The 17,372-nt window shown below is 70.5% G+C and carries 19 protein-coding genes; 8 read left to right on the top strand and 11 right to left on the bottom strand.

Annotated features, from left to right (window positions below):
• Positions 1 to 38: 38 nt before the first annotated feature.
• Together IEZ13_RS48140 and IEZ13_RS45470 are read right to left on the bottom strand one after the other, a co-directional pair.
• Entirely contained in the window at positions 39 to 362 is a 324-nt protein-coding gene (locus IEZ13_RS48140; protein WP_183227433.1) for a mycothiol transferase, read from the bottom strand.
• 712 nt (positions 363 to 1,074) lie between these two features.
• Positions 1,075 to 1,410 (bottom strand): hypothetical protein, encoded by a 336-nt coding sequence (locus IEZ13_RS45470; RefSeq protein WP_183227431.1) that lies wholly within the window; start codon positions 1,408 to 1,410, stop codon positions 1,075 to 1,077.
• 35 nt (positions 1,411 to 1,445) lie between these two features.
• On the opposite strand from IEZ13_RS45470, the gene IEZ13_RS45465 reads away from it, so the two are divergent.
• Positions 1,446 to 2,033 carry a hypothetical protein gene (locus IEZ13_RS45465; protein WP_183227429.1) on the top strand — a complete coding sequence of 196 codons (588 nt, stop codon included), beginning with the start codon at positions 1,446 to 1,448 and terminating at the stop codon, positions 2,031 to 2,033.
• Between the two features lie 770 nt (positions 2,034 to 2,803).
• On the opposite strand, the gene IEZ13_RS45460 is transcribed toward IEZ13_RS45465, so the two are convergent.
• The gene (locus IEZ13_RS45460) at positions 2,804 to 3,406 is read right to left on the bottom strand and encodes a CGNR zinc finger domain-containing protein (protein WP_221246333.1); all 603 of its coding nucleotides are present in this window, start codon (positions 3,404 to 3,406) and stop codon (positions 2,804 to 2,806) included.
• A 45-nt stretch (positions 3,407 to 3,451) separates the two neighbouring features.
• Here IEZ13_RS45460 and IEZ13_RS45455 point away from each other — a divergent pair, with 45 nt between their 5' ends.
• On the top strand, positions 3,452 to 4,189 hold the full coding sequence (locus tag IEZ13_RS45455; RefSeq protein WP_183227427.1) for an MBL fold metallo-hydrolase: 738 nt from the start codon (positions 3,452 to 3,454) through the stop codon (positions 4,187 to 4,189).
• Between the two features lie 7 nt (positions 4,190 to 4,196).
• Here the strand turns inward: IEZ13_RS45455 and IEZ13_RS45450 are convergent, their stop codons facing one another.
• Positions 4,197 to 5,375, bottom strand: coding sequence for an MFS transporter (locus IEZ13_RS45450; RefSeq protein ID WP_183227425.1), 1,179 nt, complete (start codon positions 5,373 to 5,375; stop codon positions 4,197 to 4,199).
• Positions 5,376 to 5,391: 16 nt separating this feature from the next.
• Between IEZ13_RS45450 and IEZ13_RS45445 the strand changes: the two genes are divergently transcribed.
• A complete protein-coding gene (locus IEZ13_RS45445) occupies positions 5,392 to 6,441 on the top strand; it encodes a LacI family DNA-binding transcriptional regulator (protein ID WP_183227423.1) in 1,050 nt (349 codons plus the stop codon).
• Between the two features lie 9 nt (positions 6,442 to 6,450).
• Here the strand turns inward: IEZ13_RS45445 and IEZ13_RS45440 are convergent, their stop codons facing one another.
• Positions 6,451 to 8,361 (bottom strand): alpha-glucuronidase, encoded by a 1,911-nt coding sequence (locus IEZ13_RS45440; RefSeq protein ID WP_183227421.1) that lies wholly within the window; start codon positions 8,359 to 8,361, stop codon positions 6,451 to 6,453.
• Positions 8,362 to 8,496: 135 nt separating this feature from the next.
• Here IEZ13_RS45440 and IEZ13_RS45435 point away from each other — a divergent pair, with 135 nt between their 5' ends.
• On the top strand, positions 8,497 to 9,336 hold the full coding sequence (locus IEZ13_RS45435; RefSeq protein ID WP_183227419.1) for an SGNH/GDSL hydrolase family protein: 840 nt from the start codon (positions 8,497 to 8,499) through the stop codon (positions 9,334 to 9,336).
• Positions 9,337 to 9,388: 52 nt separating this feature from the next.
• Here the strand turns inward: IEZ13_RS45435 and IEZ13_RS45430 are convergent, their stop codons facing one another.
• On the bottom strand, positions 9,389 to 9,655 hold the full coding sequence (locus IEZ13_RS45430) for a helix-turn-helix domain-containing protein (protein WP_183227417.1): 267 nt from the start codon (positions 9,653 to 9,655) through the stop codon (positions 9,389 to 9,391).
• A 59-nt stretch (positions 9,656 to 9,714) separates the two neighbouring features.
• Here IEZ13_RS45430 and map point away from each other — a divergent pair, with 59 nt between their 5' ends.
• Complete coding sequence (gene map, locus IEZ13_RS45425) at positions 9,715 to 10,482, top strand: type I methionyl aminopeptidase (RefSeq protein ID WP_183227415.1); 768 nt, start codon at positions 9,715 to 9,717, stop codon at positions 10,480 to 10,482.
• Here the strand turns inward: map and IEZ13_RS45420 are convergent.
• Positions 10,442 to 11,029 carry an NAD(P)H oxidoreductase gene (locus IEZ13_RS45420; protein ID WP_183227413.1) on the bottom strand — a complete coding sequence of 196 codons (588 nt, stop codon included), beginning with the start codon at positions 11,027 to 11,029 and terminating at the stop codon, positions 10,442 to 10,444. The genes map and IEZ13_RS45420 overlap by 41 nt on opposite strands.
• Positions 11,026 to 12,114 carry an alkene reductase gene (locus tag IEZ13_RS45415; protein WP_183227411.1) on the bottom strand — a complete coding sequence of 363 codons (1,089 nt, stop codon included), beginning with the start codon at positions 12,112 to 12,114 and terminating at the stop codon, positions 11,026 to 11,028. Before IEZ13_RS45415 ends, IEZ13_RS45420 begins: the two co-directional genes overlap by 4 nt.
• An 83-nt stretch (positions 12,115 to 12,197) precedes the next feature.
• On the opposite strand from IEZ13_RS45415, the gene IEZ13_RS45410 reads away from it, so the two are divergent.
• From IEZ13_RS45410 to IEZ13_RS45400, 3 genes are all read left to right on the top strand, one after another.
• Positions 12,198 to 12,629, top strand: a complete 432-nt coding sequence (locus tag IEZ13_RS45410; RefSeq protein ID WP_183227409.1) for a MarR family winged helix-turn-helix transcriptional regulator — start codon at positions 12,198 to 12,200, stop codon at positions 12,627 to 12,629.
• A 90-nt stretch (positions 12,630 to 12,719) separates the two neighbouring features.
• Entirely contained in the window at positions 12,720 to 13,223 is a 504-nt protein-coding gene (locus IEZ13_RS45405; RefSeq protein WP_183227407.1) for a hypothetical protein, read from the top strand.
• Positions 13,224 to 13,291: 68 nt separating this feature from the next.
• Positions 13,292 to 13,903 (top strand): DUF6928 family protein, encoded by a 612-nt coding sequence (locus tag IEZ13_RS45400; protein WP_189285793.1) that lies wholly within the window; start codon positions 13,292 to 13,294, stop codon positions 13,901 to 13,903.
• Positions 13,904 to 14,339: 436 nt separating this feature from the next.
• Here the strand turns inward: IEZ13_RS45400 and IEZ13_RS45395 are convergent, their stop codons facing one another.
• From IEZ13_RS45395 to IEZ13_RS45385, 3 genes are read right to left on the bottom strand one after another with little or no spacing between them, the layout of a single operon-like run.
• The gene (locus IEZ13_RS45395; RefSeq protein ID WP_183227403.1) at positions 14,340 to 14,636 is read right to left on the bottom strand and encodes a hypothetical protein; all 297 of its coding nucleotides are present in this window, start codon (positions 14,634 to 14,636) and stop codon (positions 14,340 to 14,342) included.
• Between the two features lie 36 nt (positions 14,637 to 14,672).
• Positions 14,673 to 16,658, bottom strand: coding sequence for a beta-galactosidase (locus IEZ13_RS45390; RefSeq protein WP_183227401.1), 1,986 nt, complete (start codon positions 16,656 to 16,658; stop codon positions 14,673 to 14,675).
• The gene (locus tag IEZ13_RS45385) at positions 16,655 to 17,326 is read right to left on the bottom strand and encodes a hypothetical protein (protein WP_183227399.1); all 672 of its coding nucleotides are present in this window, start codon (positions 17,324 to 17,326) and stop codon (positions 16,655 to 16,657) included. The genes IEZ13_RS45390 and IEZ13_RS45385 overlap by 4 nt, the downstream gene beginning before the upstream one ends.
• Positions 17,327 to 17,372 lie beyond the last annotated feature (46 nt).

The raw sequence follows: 17,372 nt of genomic DNA, 5'->3' as shown, positions 1-17,372 counted from the left end.
GGCATAGCTGAATCTTCTCCCAGGTTTCGATGTCTCCATCAAACCCGGGGCGGAACAGTGCCCGGTCGGGCTGGTTCAGCGTCCGGTGGCACCGTCGATGAGCTCTGCAATACATCGGCGTGCCCGGCATGCCGGGCGGTCTCACTGGTCATTGAGCGAGCACCAGCGAAGCGATCGGTGTTCGTCGGCCACCGGATGGGCACTGCGGATTTCTCGATCGCGGCGGCACGGATGTGGGTGCCGCTCTCCGCGATCGCCTCGCGATAACTGGCGATGCTGCGATGGGAAGAGCGCGAGCGGCCCGCACGAGACGTTCGGAGGGCGCCTCGGGCCGAGACACCGCGTAGGTATGAATTGCCCACCCCACCCACCCGGGCGTGATCTTTCAGCAGTGCTCGCCTGATGCGACTCGGAAATGATCACGCGTCCTGCTCTGGCGCCCCGAAATCAGGTGCGATATCGTGGGAGGTCCACTTCGTGGGTTGCCGAAGCTTGACCAAGATTCCTTGATCAGGCTCCGGTAGCTCACCTAGTGGAGGTAATCAGTGATAGACGATTTGTCGTTCTGGTACATGTTGGTCAGGATTGCTGTAGATCTTGGTACTAAAGGGTTCAAGTACGGTCGGAAGGTTTGGCGGTGGCGAAAGCAGCGTCAACTGAACGACGGCCGCTAATTTGATCTAGCCACATCTTGATCTAGCGTTTTTCCTGTTATTGGCGGACATTGTCCGCCCTTTTTTATTGCCCCATTCTGAGTCGATTTGTCCGTCCCCGATAAGGGTCAATCGAGAAACTTTTGGGGACCCGCTCAGGCATGCTGGCGCTTCCTGCCTTGTTGGTTGATAGCGCACTCTCCTCGGCGATGTAGTAGAGGTCTCGATGGTGACCGGAGGAACTTCCAGCTGTGATCTCAGGCTGGGCGAGTGGATTCGTCGCCGCTCGGGTCGGTTGGGGTGACGCGGTCACGTCGTTCCTATGGGTCTTCGACAAGCCTGCGGCCGGTCGGTGCTGGGAAGCGGCTGAGGGCGGTTCAGCTGGTTCACAGCGGGCATCTCACAGGATCGACGCATGTCGCTACGTCGAGTCTTTGCGGCCGCCTGCGTGGTGTTCGTTGCCGGTGAGGTGGTGCTCCGGCTGTCCTGGATCGCCGGTGGCCGTTGGGGGTACACCGCCTGTGACCGGACCAGTCTCGGAGATCATCCGGTCGGCGGGTGTGGTGCCGACCAGGTGGTCGCGGTGCCGTTCGGCGCCGGGTGGGGCGCGCTCGGCCTCTGCGTTGTGCTTGCGCTGCTCATCGCGTACGCGGATCGGTGGAAGCCTGCCGTGACCTGGGTGGCCGCCGTGATTTTGCTGGTCCTGGCTTTTCCGCTGCATCTGCTCTTCGAGATTCCGGCGGGAGTCGCCGGGCATCCCACCGACTGGCGGATATCGGGGGCCGGGTCGCGTTGCTGGTCGGTGGCATCGCCTTCGCCGGGCTGGCGAACGCGGTGGGACCGCCGCGCGGACCGGCGCCGACCGGGTTCCAGCCGGTGCCGGGGTGGGCGCGACGCTGGGCCTACCTGGCGGTGGCGCTGCCGATCGTGGGCTGGGCCGTGCCGCACGGGCTGTGGGTGCTCGGGGTGCCGTTCGGGATCTCCGGGCAGAAGCTGAGCGGCGCCGACGGGGACCTGTCGACGGCGACCGGGGTGGCGATCACCGTGGTGCCGCCGCTGGCGGGGCTGCTGGTGCTCGGGCTGGTGCAGCGGTGGGGGCAGCAGTTTCCGCCGTGGGTGCCGGGGTTGGGCGGCCGGCGGGTTCCGCGGTTGCTGGCGGTGCTGCCGGCCGGGACCGTGGCGATCACGCTGGCGACGTACGGCGTGTTGAGTTTCGGGGTGTTCGCCGGGCAGGTGCTGGACGGGGAGCAGAGCTGGGCGCAGGTCCGTGAGGGCTGGGCGACGATCGCCACGCTGCTGGTCTTCCTCGGCTGGGGCGTGGCCGTGGGCGTGACGACCGCCGGATATGCCGCGGCGACCCGCAGGCCGGTCGACGGATAGCGCCGGTCTGCCATGCACATGGCCCTGCTCCGGCCGCCGGTGTGCCGCGGCCCGGCGGTGGGTTGGACGCCCTTGCCCGGGTGCCGAGAAGAGCCACGGCCGGCCGCGACGAGTTCGGTGACAATTCGTCGAGATGAAAACTGTCGCCCGGCCGAACCGCGTACAGCGGATCCTGCCGGATCGCCCCATGACGTCCCATTGACGTTCGCTCTCTTCGGCGAATGAGACTATCCGAAGGGCCGGATTGCATCCTCCCGCTACGATAGTCGGTGTGACGGAACCGCAGCTCGCTTGCCCACTATGTCGCGGAACGGATTTCCGGCAGGAGGAGTCTCGTCAAGACAGTCGGTGGGGACTCACCAGTCATCGCATGACCTTGATGATTTGTGTCCGTTGTCGCTACGTCCTCCATTTTTACGACAAGAACAGCATCTTCGACTTCGACTGATCGCTGAGCAGCGTCTCGGCGATGTGGCGATATGGTCGGGTCAGAACCCGGGCCATTCTTGGAGAATCCCGCTCACCCGTGCCTTCCACAGCAGGCTGGAATCGAGTTTATACAGCTGCTCGGCCAGCGTGGGAAAGGCTGCTTCCGAGCGTGCCTCACTGATTAGCTTCAAGAGCCAGGATGTGTTCAAGCTCTCCTACTCGACGCTCGAACTTGCTGCTCGCTCTTCGCATGGTATTTCGGTGAGGCGAGAGCGTTCCAGGCAGTTTCTGCCGGACACTGATGGGTCGCGACGGAAGCCATTTGCCAAGCGATGGTGTCGTCAGGTTCGGTCGGTGCGGCGGGCGTAGGCGCGGGCCGCGCGGGCGCGGTCGCCGCAGCGGACCGAGCACCAGTGGCGGCGGCCGGTGCGCAGCAGGTAGCGGATGCACGGGCTGGAGTCGCAGGCGGTCAGGCGGGCCGCGTCGGCGCCGGTGAGCAGGTCGGCGGCGGAGGCCGCCAGCACCCCGAGGGCGTGGTCGACGGCCTGGTCGGTCGGATGCGGGGCGGCCCGGTGCAGGCCGGCGGCCGGGTCCCACCGGAGTTCGGCGGCGGTCGGGACCCGGGTGAGGGCCGTGTTGATCGCGGCCAGCGACCCGGCCGGCGGCTCGGTGCCCTGGAGGTGGGCCGCGAACAGGTCCCTGATCCGCTCCCGTAGGGCGCGCAGCCGGCCCGCGCAGATCTCGTGCAGGACGGTGCCGGCCGGGGCCAAATCCCGCTCGATCAGCCAGCGGGTGGCGTCCTCCGGGGTGCCGAGCAGGTCGACGGCCTGGCCGGCGGGCATCGAGAGCCGGCTGTTGGCGAGGTCGAGACCGGGGTAGCGGTCGGCGCCGGGCGCTGCGGGAATCACGAGACTCACGGTACAGCTTGCGTTTATCCGTGACAAACGGCTAACTTCACGGATGACGGCCCTTATATCCGTGAGGTTTCCATGTCTGAGGTCATCCCTGTAGAGGCTTTCGGCGGCCCGACCGCCCTGTTCGAGTACGGCGGCCTGCGCCTGCTCACCGACCCCACCTTCGACGAGCCGGGCAGCTACACCTCGCCCAGCGGCACCACCCTCACCAAGCTGGCCCCGCCCGCGGCCTCGCCGGACTCCCTCGGCCGGATCGACGTGGTGCTGCTCTCGCACGACCAGCACGCCGACAACCTGGACGACTCCGGCCGCGCCCTGCTCGCCGACGTTCCGCTCACCCTCACCACGGTCAGCGGCGCGGAACGGCTCGGCGGCACCGCCCGCGGTCTCGCCCCGTGGGAGTCCGTCCAGGTCGGCGCGGTGACGATCACCGGTGTCCCGGCCCGGCACGGCCCGGCCGGGTGCGAGCCGATCACCGGTGAGGTGACCGGATTCGTGTTGACCGGTGACGGATTGCCGTCGGTCTACGTGAGCGGGGACAACGCCGCTCTGGAGCTGGTCGAACAGGTCGCCGAGCGGTTCGGGCCGATCGACGCGGCGCTGCTGTTCGCCGGGGCGGTGCGGACCCCGCTGTTCGACGGGGCGCTGCTCACCCTCGACAGCGAGCAGGCCGCCGAGGCCGCCCGGATCCTCGGCGCGCGGCGGATCGTCCTGGTGCACTTCAACAGCTGGGCGCACTTCACCGAGGGCCGCGACGCCCTGGTCAAGGCGTTCACCGCGGCGGGCCTCATCGACCGGGTGCAGCTCGACTGACAGGGCCTCATCGACCGGGTTCGGCTGGAACAGCGCGGCGGTGGGCGCGCAGGCCGGTCCAGAGCAGGGCCGCGGACAGGACGATCAAGACCGGTTCGAGTACGAAGGCCGCGCTCAGTCCGTACCGATCAGCGAGAGTGCCGAGCAGGACGGGCGACGCCGCCGTGACCAGGCCGAGTGCCACCTGGGATCGCGCGTTGGCGGTGTCGCCCTGGCCGGGCGCGGCGTCCAGGGTGAGGCCGACGGCCAGCGGGTACAGGTTGGCGACGCCGGCGCCGCACAGGAACAGGCCCACGATGGCCGGAACCGGGTGGTCGGCGAGCCAGAACATCAGGAACGCGCCGCCGGTCAGCGCCAGCGATGCGTACAGAAGGGGAATGCTCCGCCCGGGACGGCGGGTGACCGCCGCGCCCAGCGTGCGCCCGATCAGGATGCCGAGGTAGTTGGCGCTCAGCGCGGTGCTGGCGGCCGTCGCGGACAGGCCGGTGGTGAGCAGCATCTGCGGGCCGAAGTAGACCAGGCAGAACTCGATGGCCGCGCTCAATGCGGTCAGCACGGCGAAGAGCCAGGCTGCCGGCGGTAGGCGGCCGGGTTCCTCGCCGGACCGGTGTCGCGTCGCGGCGGGCAGCGCGGTGCCGCGATAGCGCAGGTAGAGCGCCAGCAGGCAGACGGCCGGCAGGGCGAACGCCACCCGCCAGCCGAGCGCGCCGGCCGCCAATGCGCCGAGGATCAGTGGCGCGAACACGGCGGACGCGCCCGCGCCGATGTTGGCCTCGGTCAGCGCCTGGTCGCGGCGGCTGCCGTGCCGGTCGGAGAGGATCGCCTGGGTCACGGCGACCAGGGCGGCGCCGCCCACGCCGAACAGGACGGCGGCGCACAGCGTGACCGGCACGCCCCGGCCCAGGGTGAACATCGCCGCCGCGACCGTGTTGATCGCGGCCGAGCCCCAGAGCAGCACGGCGCGGGGCAGGCGGCGGGCCGCGAGGGCGAACCCGGCGCCGGCGGCCGCGGAGCCCAGCGACCAGAGCACCGAGTAGAAGCCGAGCAGCGTGTACGAGAACCCGAGCTCGTCGCGGAGCAGGGTGACGGCGGGGCCGAACGCGTACAGCCAGAAGGTGAAGGAGCCGAGCACGGCGTAGGAGAGGACGGTCGGCGCGTCCCGTACGAAGGCTGTGTAACGATACACAAGTAGAGTGTGCGACATGGCACGCGACTCCGGCAACTCCAAACGACGACCGACCATGGGCGAGGTCGCCCGGGCCGCCGGCGTGTCACCCATGTCGGTGTCGTACACGTACTCCCAACCGGAACGGGTCTCCGCCGAGACCGCCGAGAAGGTGCGCGCCGCCGCCCGGCAGCTCGGCTATCCCGGCCCGCACCCGGCCGCCCGGTCGCTGCGCCGCGGGCGGGTCGGCTCGCTCGGTGTGGTGCTCGGCGAGCGGTTGAGCTACGCGTTCGACGATCCGCAGGCGGCCCGCTTCCTGGCCGGGGTGTCCGATGTCTGCGCCGCCGAAGGGGTGGGCCTCACCCTGGTCCCGGTGACCGGCGCCGCCACCGACGCGCAGCGGGTCGCGCAGGCCGCCGTGGACGGTTTCGTCGTGTGGACGACCAGCGACGACGACCCGATCCTGGACGCGGTCACCGGCACCGGCCTGCCCGCGATCATCCACGCCGGCCCGGAACGCCCCGGCCTGCCGGCGATCGGCGTCGACGACCGGTCGGCGGCCGTCGCGATCGGGCGGGTGGCGTTCGCGGCGGCCCGGCGGCCGGTCGTGCTCGGGTTCCCGCTCGACCGCGACCGCACCCGGCAGTTGCTCACCGGTGACCGGGTCGGGGAGATCCGCTACCACGTCACGCGCCGGCGCTGGGAGGGCTTCCGGGAGGCCTGGGACCACGCGGCCGTCGACCTGCGGCTGGCGGCGTGCCCCCTCAACCACGCCGCCGAGGGCGAGGCGTTCGCGGCCGAGCTGTTCCGCGGCGCCGACCCGCCGGACGCGATCGCCGCGATGAGCGACGAACTGGCCCTCGGGGCGCTGCGGGCGGCGGCGAGCGCGGGTCTGCGGGTGCCCGCCGATGTGGCGGTGACCGGCTGGGACGACAGCGACGCGGCCGCGCCGGCCGGTCTCACCACGGTGGCGCAGTCGCTGCGGGACCAGGGCGCCGACTGCGCGCGGGCGGTGCTCGGGCAGGTCCCGCGGACGTCCTACCGCGATGCGTGGCGGGTGGTCACCCGCGCGACCACCCGACCGTAGGGGACGGGGTCAGTGGATGGGACGACCGTGGGCGTCGGGGACGCCGGACTTGCGGTAGAAGTAGGTGTTGATCTGGTCGCGCCACTCGTCGGCGCTGCGCTGCTGTTCGTCGAGGCGTTCGGTGACGCGGGCGTGCAGGGCGGGATCGACCAGGCCGGCCGCCTCCTGCCAGCGGTCGCGCATGGCGGTGACCCGGTGGGCGCCGGCGAAGTGGGTGTCGTAGACGTGCTGGATCACCGTGACGCCGCTGTGCAGGACGTGGCCGTACGGCACGTGGTGGAAGAAGAGCAGCAGCTCGTCGGGGCAGGTGGCGAGTGACTCGTAGCGGTCGGCCCACGCGGGCGGGTACTGGGCGGTGAAGCCGGTCCCGGTGGCGACGGTCCGGTCCACGCCGACGCCGTCGCGGTCGGCGAAGTGGTAGGTGCCCCACGGCGTGTACTCGTAGCCGTCCACGTCGGGGCCGTAGTGGTGGCCGGGGCGGACCATGAAGCCGACGCCCAGCGGGGCGGTGTACTGCTCGTAGGTCTGCCAGGACTCGTCCATCAGGTCGTGCAGGACGTCACGCAGCTCCGCAGCGGCTCCGGGGAAGGTCAGGTCGATCCACTCGTCGAGGATCGCGATCGGGTCGCGGGCGGGGTTCCAGGCGAGACGGCCCACCGCGTACAGGTTGGCCTGGGCCAGGGGGTGGCCGGTCCAGAACGGGTCGTCGCCGGCGTTCGAGACGGCGGCCAGCCCGGACACGTGACCGGCGACCGCCCGCAGCACCTCGCTCCACATCGGCGGCAGGTAGCAGACGTGCCGCTGCTGGCCGGTGTACTCCCCGGTGACCTGCAACTCCACGGCCAGCCGGGTGGACGGCATGCCGAGCAGCGCCGGGGAGATCGGCTCGCGCGTCTGGAAGTCCATCGGACCGTGCTTGACCTGGAGGATCACGTTGTCCCGGAACGCGCCGTCCAGGCCTGCGAAGTGGTCGTGGGCGGCCCGCGCGCGATCGGTGGAGCGGTCCCGCCAGTCCTGCCGGTGGTTGTAGACGAAGGCCCGCCAGTGGACCACCCCGCCGTACGGCTCCAGGGCCTCGGCCAGCATGTTCGCCCCGTCGGCGTGGCTGCGGCCGTAGGTGAACGGGCCGGGCTGCCCCTCCGAGTCGGCTTTCACCAGGTAGCCGCCGAGGTCGGGGACCGCCTCGTACACCCGTGCCGTGGTGCTCTTCCACCAGGCGCGGACGGCCTCGTCGGCGGGGTCGGCGGTGGACAGGTCGCCGAGGATCACGGGGGCCGCGAAGTTGACCGACAGGTGGACGCGAATCCCGTACACCCGAAAGGTTGAAGCGAGAGCCGCGACCTCGGTGAGCCGATCGGTGAGCAGGCGGGTCTCGGTGGTGTGGACGTTGACGTTGTTGATCGCGACGGCGTTGACGCCGGAGGCGGCGAGCAGCCGGGCGTAGTCGCGGACCCTGCCGAGATCGCGCGGCCGCCCGTCCTGCCAGAAGAGCGAGCCGCCGGAGTAGCCGCGCTCGACCTGGCCCATCACCGGGTGCACGTCGATGTTGTCCCAGTGGTCGAGCATGCGGCGGGCCAGCGCGGGCACGTGCCGTTCGTCGGCGAGGGCAGGGTCGAAGGCGCGTTCGCCGCGCCGGACCACCTCGAAGAGGCCGTTGAGCAGGCCCGGCGGCCCGTCGGCGCGGATCACCGTGGCGCCGCCGCGGCGTCCGAGCCGAAAACCCTCGCCGCCCGGGCCGGCGATCGACAGGATCAGCTCCGCGGTCTTTCGATCCGGTACGACGATGCCGCCGAACCGGGCGCAGGCCTGGGCGATCTCGTGGCGGACCGTGTCGGCCAGCGGCCCGCTGCCCTGGACCAGGACCCGCCGGGAGCCGATCGCCCGGAACGCCTCGGACGGCAGCCAGGCTGGGTGGATCATGCACGCCTCCGCAACTCATCGACGACTCACGATATCGGACACCGTGCCATATCATGCCGCCCTTCATGCGGGTGGGGTGATTGCTCCTTTATGCTCCTGATGTCCGTTTACGATCCCCCCCCGCCGGAGTCCGTGATGCCCTACCCGACCGCGATCTTCCGTCGAGTCGTCGCCGCCTGTGCGGCCATGGCGATGACCTCGACAGCCTGGGCCGCCCCCGCGGCCGTCGCCGCCCGCGCCACCGCGCCGGACCCCCTCCAGTACGTCGCGCTCGGCGACTCCGTCGCCGCCGGGCACGGGGCCGCCGCCACCGGTGACGCCTGCGGCCGGAGTTCCGCCGCCTACCCGACCCTGCTCGCCCGGCAGGCGCGCGGCTCCATCACGCTGCGCTTCGCGGCCTGTTCCGGCGCGACCACCATCGATGTCGCCACCCGGCAGGCGGCCACGCTGAGCCGGGAGACGGACCTGGTCACCCTCACGGCCGGCGCCAACGACCTGGGCGTCAAGCAGGTCCTGCTGGCCTGCCAGAGCCCGGCCCGGGTGGCCGCCTGCCGCACCGGCTACGCCGCGATCAACCGCAAACTGTCCTCGACCCTGCCGCGCGATCTCGCCCGGATGATCCGCACGGTCACCACCGCCGCGCCGAACGCCCGGGTCGTGGTGACCGGGTACCCGCTGCCGTTCGCCCGGACCCGGCGCTGCGCCGGCGTACCGGTCCAGCCGGCCCTGCGGGTTCGCTCGAACCAGGTGATCCACCAGCTCAACGCGGCCATCGCCGAGGCCGCGAGGCAGTCCCGGATCCGCTACGTCGACGTGGCGCGGCCGTTCACCGGGCACGAGCTGTGCACGGCGCGCCCGTGGCTGATCGGCGCCGAGGGCATCCGCGACAACACGGTCCTGCACCCCACCGCCGCGGGCCAGGCCAAGGGCTACTTCCCCGCCCTGGTCGAGGCCGGTCTCGCGGGCCGTCCCTGACGGCCGTCCGTGCCCGCCGGGCCGTCCTCCCGGCGGGCACGGACGCGGTCCTTCACGAGGCCTGCCGCGCCGGCATGTCGGCCAGCCAGACATCAGCAAGATCATTCAGGGGTACGCCCAGCGCCTGGCTCAGGCACACCACGGTGCCGAACGCCGGCGCCGGCAGCCGGCCCGCCTCGATCTTGCGCAGTGTCTCGGGCGAGATGCCGGCCGCCACGGCCACCTCGACGAGGCCACGGCCACCGCGTGCGGCCCGCAGTGCGGCACCGAGGCGCCGGCCCGCGGCGATCTGTTCGGCGGTGAGCGGTTGGCGAACCATGCCAGCAGAATATCCTCCCCTCCGCAGCGTGGTATAAAAATACCGAAGGGGAGGCTGTCGTGATCGAGCTCAAGTCCACCGAGGAGATCGGCCGGATGGCGGTGACCGGCCGGTTCGTCGGCGAACTGCTCGCCGAACTGAGCGGTGTCGCCGGCGTCGGCGTCAACCTGATGGACATCGAGCACCACGCCCGCCGCCGCATCAAGGAACGCGGCGCCGAGTCCTGCTACTGGGACTACGCCCCCTCGTTCGGCCGCGGACCGTTCCGCAACGTGCTCTGCCTCTCGGTCAACGACGCGGTGCTGCACGGCCTGCCGCACGACTACGTGCTGCGCGACGGTGACCTGCTCAGCATCGACATGGCGGTCGGGATCGACGGCTGGGTCGCCGACTCCGCGATCTCCGTGATCGTCGGCACGCCCGACCCGGCCGATCTCAGGCTGATCGAGGCCACCGAGGTCGCCCTGGCGGCCGCCATCACGGCCGCGCAGCCCGGCGGGCGCCTCGGTGACATCTCCGCGGTGATCGGCGAGACCGCCCGCTCGTACGGCTACGGCGTCAACGGCGAGTTCGGCGGCCACGGCATCGGCCGCACCATGCACGAGGACCCGCACGTCGCCAACAACGGCCGGGCCCGCCGCGGCATCCGCCTCGACCCGGGCCTGACGATCGCCATCGAGCCGTGGTTCTGCCGCACCACCGACAAGATCCGGTACGACGAGGACGGCTGGACGATCCGCTCGGCCGACGGCTCCCGCACCGCCCACTCCGAGCACACGGTCGCCATCACCGAATCCGGCCCGCAGGTGCTGACCCGGCGGGACTAGCCAGGACCTCGTCGATGCCGGTCACATCCGGCTCGCCGAGGGTGTCGTACACCAGGTGCACGGTCGCGTCGGTGATCCCGCAGTACTCCGAGATCCCCACCCGCAGCTGCAGGTCGATGGCCTTGTCGAAACCGTGGGTGGTGTAGTGGGCCGCCGATCCGGCCGCCAGCCCGACCCAGCGCATCCGCTTGCCCTCCAGGGTGGACGGCTCGTAGGCGAATCCCCGGTTCCACACCCGGTCCACCCACCCCTTGGCGATCGCGGGCAGCCCCCACCACCAGACCGGGAAGACCACCACGATCAGGTCGGCGGCGGTGATCCGGGCCATGTGCGCCCGCACCTCGGCCGAGTACTCCTTGGCGGCGTCGCCCCAGTCGGGCTCGTCGTCGGGACGCAGCGACGGGTCGAAGCCCTCCCGGTACAGGTCCAGGAGGTCGACGGTCCAGCCGCCGGCGGCCAGCGTGTCGCGGGCGCGGGCCGCGGTGGCCGTGGTCAGCGAGTCCGGGCGCGGGTGGGCGACGACGAGGAGCGCGTGCGGCCGGCTCACTCGGAACCGTCCTGACCGAGCGCCGGGTAGTCGGTGTAGCCGGTGTGGTCGCCGCCGTAGAACGTCGCCGGGTCGGCGGTGTTGTACGGCCCGCCCGCCCGGATGCGGACGTCGAGATCCGGGTTGGCCAGCCACAGGGTCGCCAGCGCGACGGCGTCCGCCACCCCGGACTCGACCGCCTCCGCGGCCGACTCGGGCGAGGCCGGGTACGCCTCCGCCGACGGGTGCGGGTTGAGGACCAGGGCGCCGGGCCACGCAGCGCGCAGTCGCCGGGTCAGGTCCCGGTCGCCGCCCTCGATCAGGTGAACGTAGGCCAGCCCCTGCCCGGCCAGTGCCGCCAGCAGAGCCAGGTAGACCGGCGCCGGATCGGCCTCGCGGACGTTGTTGAACGGGTTCCCCGGAGACAGCCGGATGCCGGTGCGCTCGGCGCCGATGCGGTCGGCGACCGCGGAGACGACCTCGACGGCGAAGCGGATCCGGTTCGCCACCGGACCGCCGTACGCGTCGGTGCGCAGGTTGGTGTTGTCGGCGAGGAACTGGTGGATCAGGTAGCCGTTGGCGCCGTGGATCTCCACACCGTCGAACCCGGCGTCGATGGCGTTGCCGGCCGCGGCGGCGAAGTCGGCGACCGTGGCATGGATGTCCTCAGTCGTCAGCGCGCGGGGCACCGGGTGGTCGAGCATCCCGTCGAGGCTGAACAGCTGCTCACCGGAGGCGACCGCGGACGGCGCCACCGGCAGTTCCCCGTTCGGGTAGAGCACCGGATGCCCGATCCGGCCGGTGTGGGTGAGCTGGGCGACGATCCGCCCACCCCGCTCGTGGACCGCGCCGGTGACGGCACGCCACCCCTCGACCTGGTCGGCGGTGTGCAACCCCGGGGTCAGGAGGTAACCCTGCCCGATCACGCTGGGCTGGATGCTCTCGCTGATGATCAGGCCCGCGCCGGCGCGCTGCCGGTAGTACTCCGCGGTCAGCGCCGTGACGACGCCGTCCGCGGACGCACGGCTTCGTGTCATCGGGGCCATCAGCAGGCGGCTCGGCAGTTGCAGCTTGCCGAGCGTCACCGGCTCGAAGATTTCGGGCATGAAGCGACCTCCAGAAATGCTTGATTGACTCAAGCATCACCCTGGCACAAATGCTTGAGTCAATCAAGTGTTAGAGTTCGGGCATGGCCGTCCCTTCCGGTCCCGTCTCCCCGTCGACCGAGGCCGAGCGCGCGATGTTCGACTTCGTCGACGCCTACGACCGCGCCTACGAGGTCGCCGCCGACCGGCACGGGATGACCGTCGCGCAGGCCTGCGTGCTCGGCCGGATCGCCCGGCCCCGAGGGATGCGGGAGCTGGCCGACGAGCTGGGCTGCGACGCCTCCAACATCACCCAGATCGTCAGCCGCCTGGAGGCCCGCGAACTCGTCGAACGGCACGCCGACCCGCATGACCGCCGGTCCCGCCGCCTCACCCGGACCGCCGCCGGCGACGAGCTCAACGCCGCCTTCGAGAAGACCTTCGAGTTCGCCCGGGCGGCCACGTCCAACCTCACCCTCGACGAGCAGGCCCAACTGGCCGAACTCCTCCGCAAGGCACTCGGCCGCCCGGCCTAACGGCTGTGAAGGTCCGGGCAGGGTCGGTGAAGGCCCTTCCATCAAGATCGAAATTCCCGCAGGCTCGCTTCGACGATCGAAGGAGCGACAATGCGGCGTGATCTGGCAGTGGCCCTCGGGGTGGCCCTCGCCCTCGGCCTGTGCGTCGCCGCGGTAGGCCTCGCCGCCCTCGGCTTCATCTCGAGGCCGATCGCGGAACCGCCCGCACCGCCACCGGCGAGCGGTTTCTTCGGCGCCTGGTGTTCGCCGCGCGGAGACCGGCTCGTGTTGACCGACGGCCGTTTCACCATCGATCCCATGTCCCCGGTGTTCGCGGGGCAGATCAGCCATCGCGTCACGACACCCGGCCCGGGCGGGCAGCGCCGCTGGGACGACCCGCCACCCACCGCCGCGGCCGGGAGCTGGGACGCCGACCTCCTGACCGACGAGCTCATGACGATAGACATCGAGGTCGAACGGCTCGACAGCGATGTGGTCAGCAGCGAATGGATGGGACTCGACATATACGAGGACGACACAGGCTGGACCCTCTACCTGCGTTCCGGCGACCTGGCCTTCACCAGATGCCAGGAGCGGGGCCGTAGGCTGCGTTGATCTTCGACAACCGGGGACGGATCGCTCGGTGACTACTGCTATCCGCCGGAGGACACCTCTACGCGACCGTGCTGGCCGGCGCTGAGCTGTTCTGCGACCAGCGGCTGGTCAGTCATCTCCCCCCCCCCCCCCCCCCGGAGCTGCCGGACCGGCTGCTCCAGGCCGGAGCGGGCCGGCGGATCATCATGCACGGGATGCATTCGGTCTCCGACTCGCTGAGCTTCGCGGTATGTGAGGACGGCGAACTCGTCCACTCGCTGTGCCTCTCCCCGGATGACGGCATCGAGGAGAACATCGGCGAACCGTACGATTTCGAGCTGCCGTACCGGGCGGGCGAGCATCCCGTCGAACCGATGTTCTCCGAGGATCCCTACCCGCTTCCGTTCCACCCGCTGGAGCTGGGCGAACTGGCCCTGCGCGCCTTCTTCGGGTTCATCGTCGAGGGGAAGATCGAACCGGACGACATCGATCCGCTCGATGTCCACCTGCACGCGTTCCGGGTCGCCGACCCGACCGGGCGCGAGCAGGCGGAACGCACGGCACGGTGCTCACCAGGCAACCGGGGCGCCGCTCACGGCCGTCACACCGCCCACGCCAGGCGGGTGGTGACGTTTGATGCCGGTCGCGCCACGGGAAACCGCCGGAAGTCACTCACCGTGATCATGATCTTGGGTGCGTAAGGGTGCGTGGTACATCCGTGCTGTTCTGGGCACCTCTATCCTCCACAAAGGCTGGTGAACGGGATCCCTCGCTCACGCGGAGTTCCGGCCGGTCGGTTCTCGTAGGTGAGTGCACACGCAAGGCATCACGTGGGTGGCCATCGCGGCGATAGGCCACGTGAGCGACCACGACACTGCCGCCGTGCGCGCCCATCCTCGTGAAAGCAGATGAGGTGGTGACGACACCGATCTAACTCGAAAGTAGACCTACTTCCTCCCGATTAGGGCCGCTTCGCGCAGCGGAGCGGCAGGGACTCAGCCCGGCGGGCGCGGCACAGGCCGGAGCGGGCAGCAAGCACGCGCCGACCGAACGGGACGGCCCTGATCAGGCGGGGACGAGGACACGCGTACAAGAGGAGAGGGAAACGAAACGCGGAGCTCGACCGGCGAAGGGTTTCTAGCGGACGGCCTGGTGGATCAGGTAGTAGATCCAGTCGACGCTGAGGTGGTGTTTGTGGGCGATCCACTGAATGTCGTAGCCGGCGCCGTATTCCGCCACGATCGTGTCCACGTCAGGGTAGGACGGGGCGGGCGGCGCGTAGTACGGCGACGCCGGGGCCGGGTCGAAGCGGACCTCCCGCTCGACCACCATGTAGACCTGCGCCACGGTCAGGCCGTACCGCGCGGCGATGTCCTCCACGGCATGGCCCTCACCGAATTCGGCCACGATGCGGTCGTCCCGGCTGTCTGTCACGTCGTCAAGGTAGCTCGTTGAGTCACGACATCGACATCATGTGATCATATTGACGATCCGCACTCCGTAGGGTTCCAGAACGAGCGGATCTCCCGGAAGCAGGTTGATACCGGCGGGGACGGCAGGGAGGTCGACCGGCGACGATCCGTGGTTGAGGATGAACAGCAGGCGGGAGCCGTCCGGGGCGACGCGGACCGCGGTCTCGACCTCGCCCAGATCCGGGTAGGGGCCGAGCAGCCAGTGCCGCTCCAGCACCTGGCGGACCACCCAGGTGACGCCGGCGCAATCCAGGCCGGCGCCCACGTACCAGCCATGACCGGCGCCGAAGTCGTTGCGGGTGATCGCGGCCGTGCCGGCGTACCAGTCCTCCTCGTACCGGCCGACCACCTCGGCGCCCTGCGGCAGGACCAGTTCGAACAGCAGCCGGGACTGGAACGTCGCGTCGCCCACCCGCACCCGGTTGACGTAAACGGGTTCGCGGGCGTCCCACTCGTCCACGCGTACTCCGAGCAGCGCGCCCAGCGGGCCGGGCACGTCGGTGAGGAACGCGTTGTCGTTCTCGTCGACCCGCCCGGACAGGAACGTGGTGACCACCGAGCCGCCGCGGAACGCGACCGCCGACAGCCGCTCGGCCAGATCGCCCTTGATCATGTGCAGGGCCGGGGCGATCACCACGTCGTAGCCGTCCAGCGGGGCGGTCACTCCAATCACGTCGAGGTCGGCGCCGAGCGTCCACAGCGCCCGGTGGTACGCGGTGACCACGTCCAGGTAGCGGACCAGCCGGGACGGGCCGTCGGAGATCTCCAGCGCCCACCACGAGTCCCAGTCGAACAGCAGCGCCACCCGGGCCGGGGTCCGCGCGCCGAGCGTGACCCCACCGAGGGCGGACAGTTCGGCGCCGAGCGCGGCCACCTCACGGAACACCCGGGTGTCCGCGCGGCCGGCGTGGCCGATCACCGCGCCGTGGTACTTCTCGCTGGCCCCGCGCCCGGCCCGCATCTGGAAGAACAGCACCGCGTCGGCGCCGTGCGCGACCGCCTGCCAGCTCCACAGCCGCATCACGCCGGGCCGTTTCAGCGGGTTGACGTCGCGGCAGGCGGTGACGCTCGGGGTCTGTTCCATGAGCCAGAACGGCTGCCCGTCCTTCAGGCCGCGCATCAGGTCGTGGGCGAGCGCCATCCGGGCCGGGGAGCGGTCGTCGGGCGGGTAGTTGTCCCAGGAGGCGAAGTCCAGGTGCGGGGCCCAGCGGTGGTAGTCGATCGGCCGGTACAGGCCCATGAAGTTGGTGGTCACCGGGGTGTGCGGGTCGGATTCGCGGATCGCCGCCTTCTCGTCGCGGAAGTTGGCGAGCATCGCGTCCGACATGAACCGCAGGTAGTCGAGGGTGATGCCCTGGAAGGCGGTGTGGTCGGGACCGCGCCAGTGTTCGGTGAGCGCGGACGGCGGCTCGATCTGGTCCCAGTCGGTGAACGTGTGCGACCAGAAGGTGGTGTACCAGGCCGCGTTCAACGCATCCACATCGCCGTAGCGGGTGCGCAGCCAGTCACGGAAGCCGTCGGCGCACAGATCGCAGTAGCAGGCGCCGCCGTACTCGTTGCCGACGTGCCATGCGATGACCGCCGGGTTCCCGGCGTAGCGCTGGGCGAGGCGGCGGGCCATCTCGGTGGAGAGCCGCCGGAAGACCGGGGAGCTGGGGCAGGAGTTGTGCCGCTGCCCGTACCGGTGCTTGCGTCCCTCGAAGTCGGTGCGGGTCACCTCCGGATGGTGTTTGGCGAGCCAGGCGGGGTGCGCCCCGGTTCCGGTCGCGAGGCAGAGCCGGCGGTCCTCGGCGGCGGCGCGGTCGATGATCCGGTCCAGCATGGTGAAGTCGTAGACGTCCGGTCCGGGCTGGGTGAGGCCCCAGGTGAAGACCCCGACCGTGAGCGTGTCGATGTGGGCCTCGTCGAACAGGCGAAAATCCTGTTTCCACACATCTGTCGGCCACTGCTCCGGGTTGTAGTCGCCGCCGTAACCGATCTTCAACGGGTGAACTCCTTCCGGACGACGGCGATCAGCCGCCGGCTGTTGTGCAGCAGTGCCAGGACCAGCACCGATCCGGCCAGCGCCACGACCGCCTCGGAACTGGCCAGCACGCCGCCGAGAACCACGACCACGAGACAGCAGTTGCCGAGGCTCACGCCCGGCGTCCGGATGACGAGGTACGCGGCCAGGCGCGCCACGTCACGGAAACGGAACGCGAACAGTGAGGTGATCACGAGAGCGTTCAGCATCCACTCCGTCGCCGCGGCGCCCACCAGCAGCGACGGCGCCACCCACCACCCGGGCAGCCCGGCCGCGCCCAGGTTGGCCAGGTTCACCGCGAGAACCGTGATCCAGCCGAGCCAGAACGCCCAGACCAGCAGCGCGCCCCGGGCGTTGAGACGGTAGCCGCGCAGGAAGGCCGCCGCCGGCCGGAGTTCGGTCAGGTCGCTGCCGCGGTGGTGCAGCGCGTAGAGCGCCGCCGACAGGGCGGGCCCGACCGGCAGCGCGCACAACGCGACGAGCGGCAGGTTGCTGACGGTCCGGTCGAGCAGGAGCGCCACGAGCCCGGGCAGGGTGGTGGCCACGAGCAGCGCCTCGACGACGAGCAGGTTGTGCACCGTCGCGGCGGCCCGGGACAGCGGTCCGGCGCCGAACGCCAGCTCGCTCATGCCGTCACCTCCGCTTCGCTCCGGCGCCGCCATGAGTTCAAGACTG

The organism is Actinoplanes campanulatus (assembly GCF_014647795.1).
Lineage (GTDB): Bacteria > Actinomycetota > Actinomycetes > Mycobacteriales > Micromonosporaceae > Actinoplanes > Actinoplanes campanulatus.
Note: the sequence above shows the minus strand (reverse complement) of the source record. Positions and strands in the feature narration are given on the sequence as shown.

Coding starts and splice junctions, on each gene's coding strand:
- IEZ13_RS45455 (WP_183227427.1), top strand. CDS start 3,452: ATGTCTGAGGTCATCCCTGTAGAGGCTTTCGGCGGCCCGACCGCCCTG.
- IEZ13_RS45435 (WP_183227419.1), top strand. CDS start 8,497: ATGCCCTACCCGACCGCGATCTTCCGTCGAGTCGTCGCCGCCTGTGCG.
- IEZ13_RS45385 (WP_183227399.1), bottom strand. CDS start 17,326: ATGAGCGAGCTGGCGTTCGGCGCCGGACCGCTGTCCCGGGCCGCCGCG.
- IEZ13_RS45410 (WP_183227409.1), top strand. CDS start 12,198: ATGGCCGTCCCTTCCGGTCCCGTCTCCCCGTCGACCGAGGCCGAGCGC.
- IEZ13_RS45430 (WP_183227417.1), bottom strand. CDS start 9,655: ATGGTTCGCCAACCGCTCACCGCCGAACAGATCGCCGCGGGCCGGCGC.
- IEZ13_RS45445 (WP_183227423.1), top strand. CDS start 5,392: ATGGCACGCGACTCCGGCAACTCCAAACGACGACCGACCATGGGCGAG.
- IEZ13_RS45405 (WP_183227407.1), top strand. CDS start 12,720: ATGCGGCGTGATCTGGCAGTGGCCCTCGGGGTGGCCCTCGCCCTCGGC.
- IEZ13_RS45470 (WP_183227431.1), bottom strand. CDS start 1,410: ATGCCCGGCGACTCCCGCCGGAATCTCGAAGAGCAGATGCAGCGGAAA.
- IEZ13_RS45440 (WP_183227421.1), bottom strand. CDS start 8,361: ATGATCCACCCAGCCTGGCTGCCGTCCGAGGCGTTCCGGGCGATCGGC.
- IEZ13_RS45415 (WP_183227411.1), bottom strand. CDS start 12,114: ATGCCCGAAATCTTCGAGCCGGTGACGCTCGGCAAGCTGCAACTGCCG.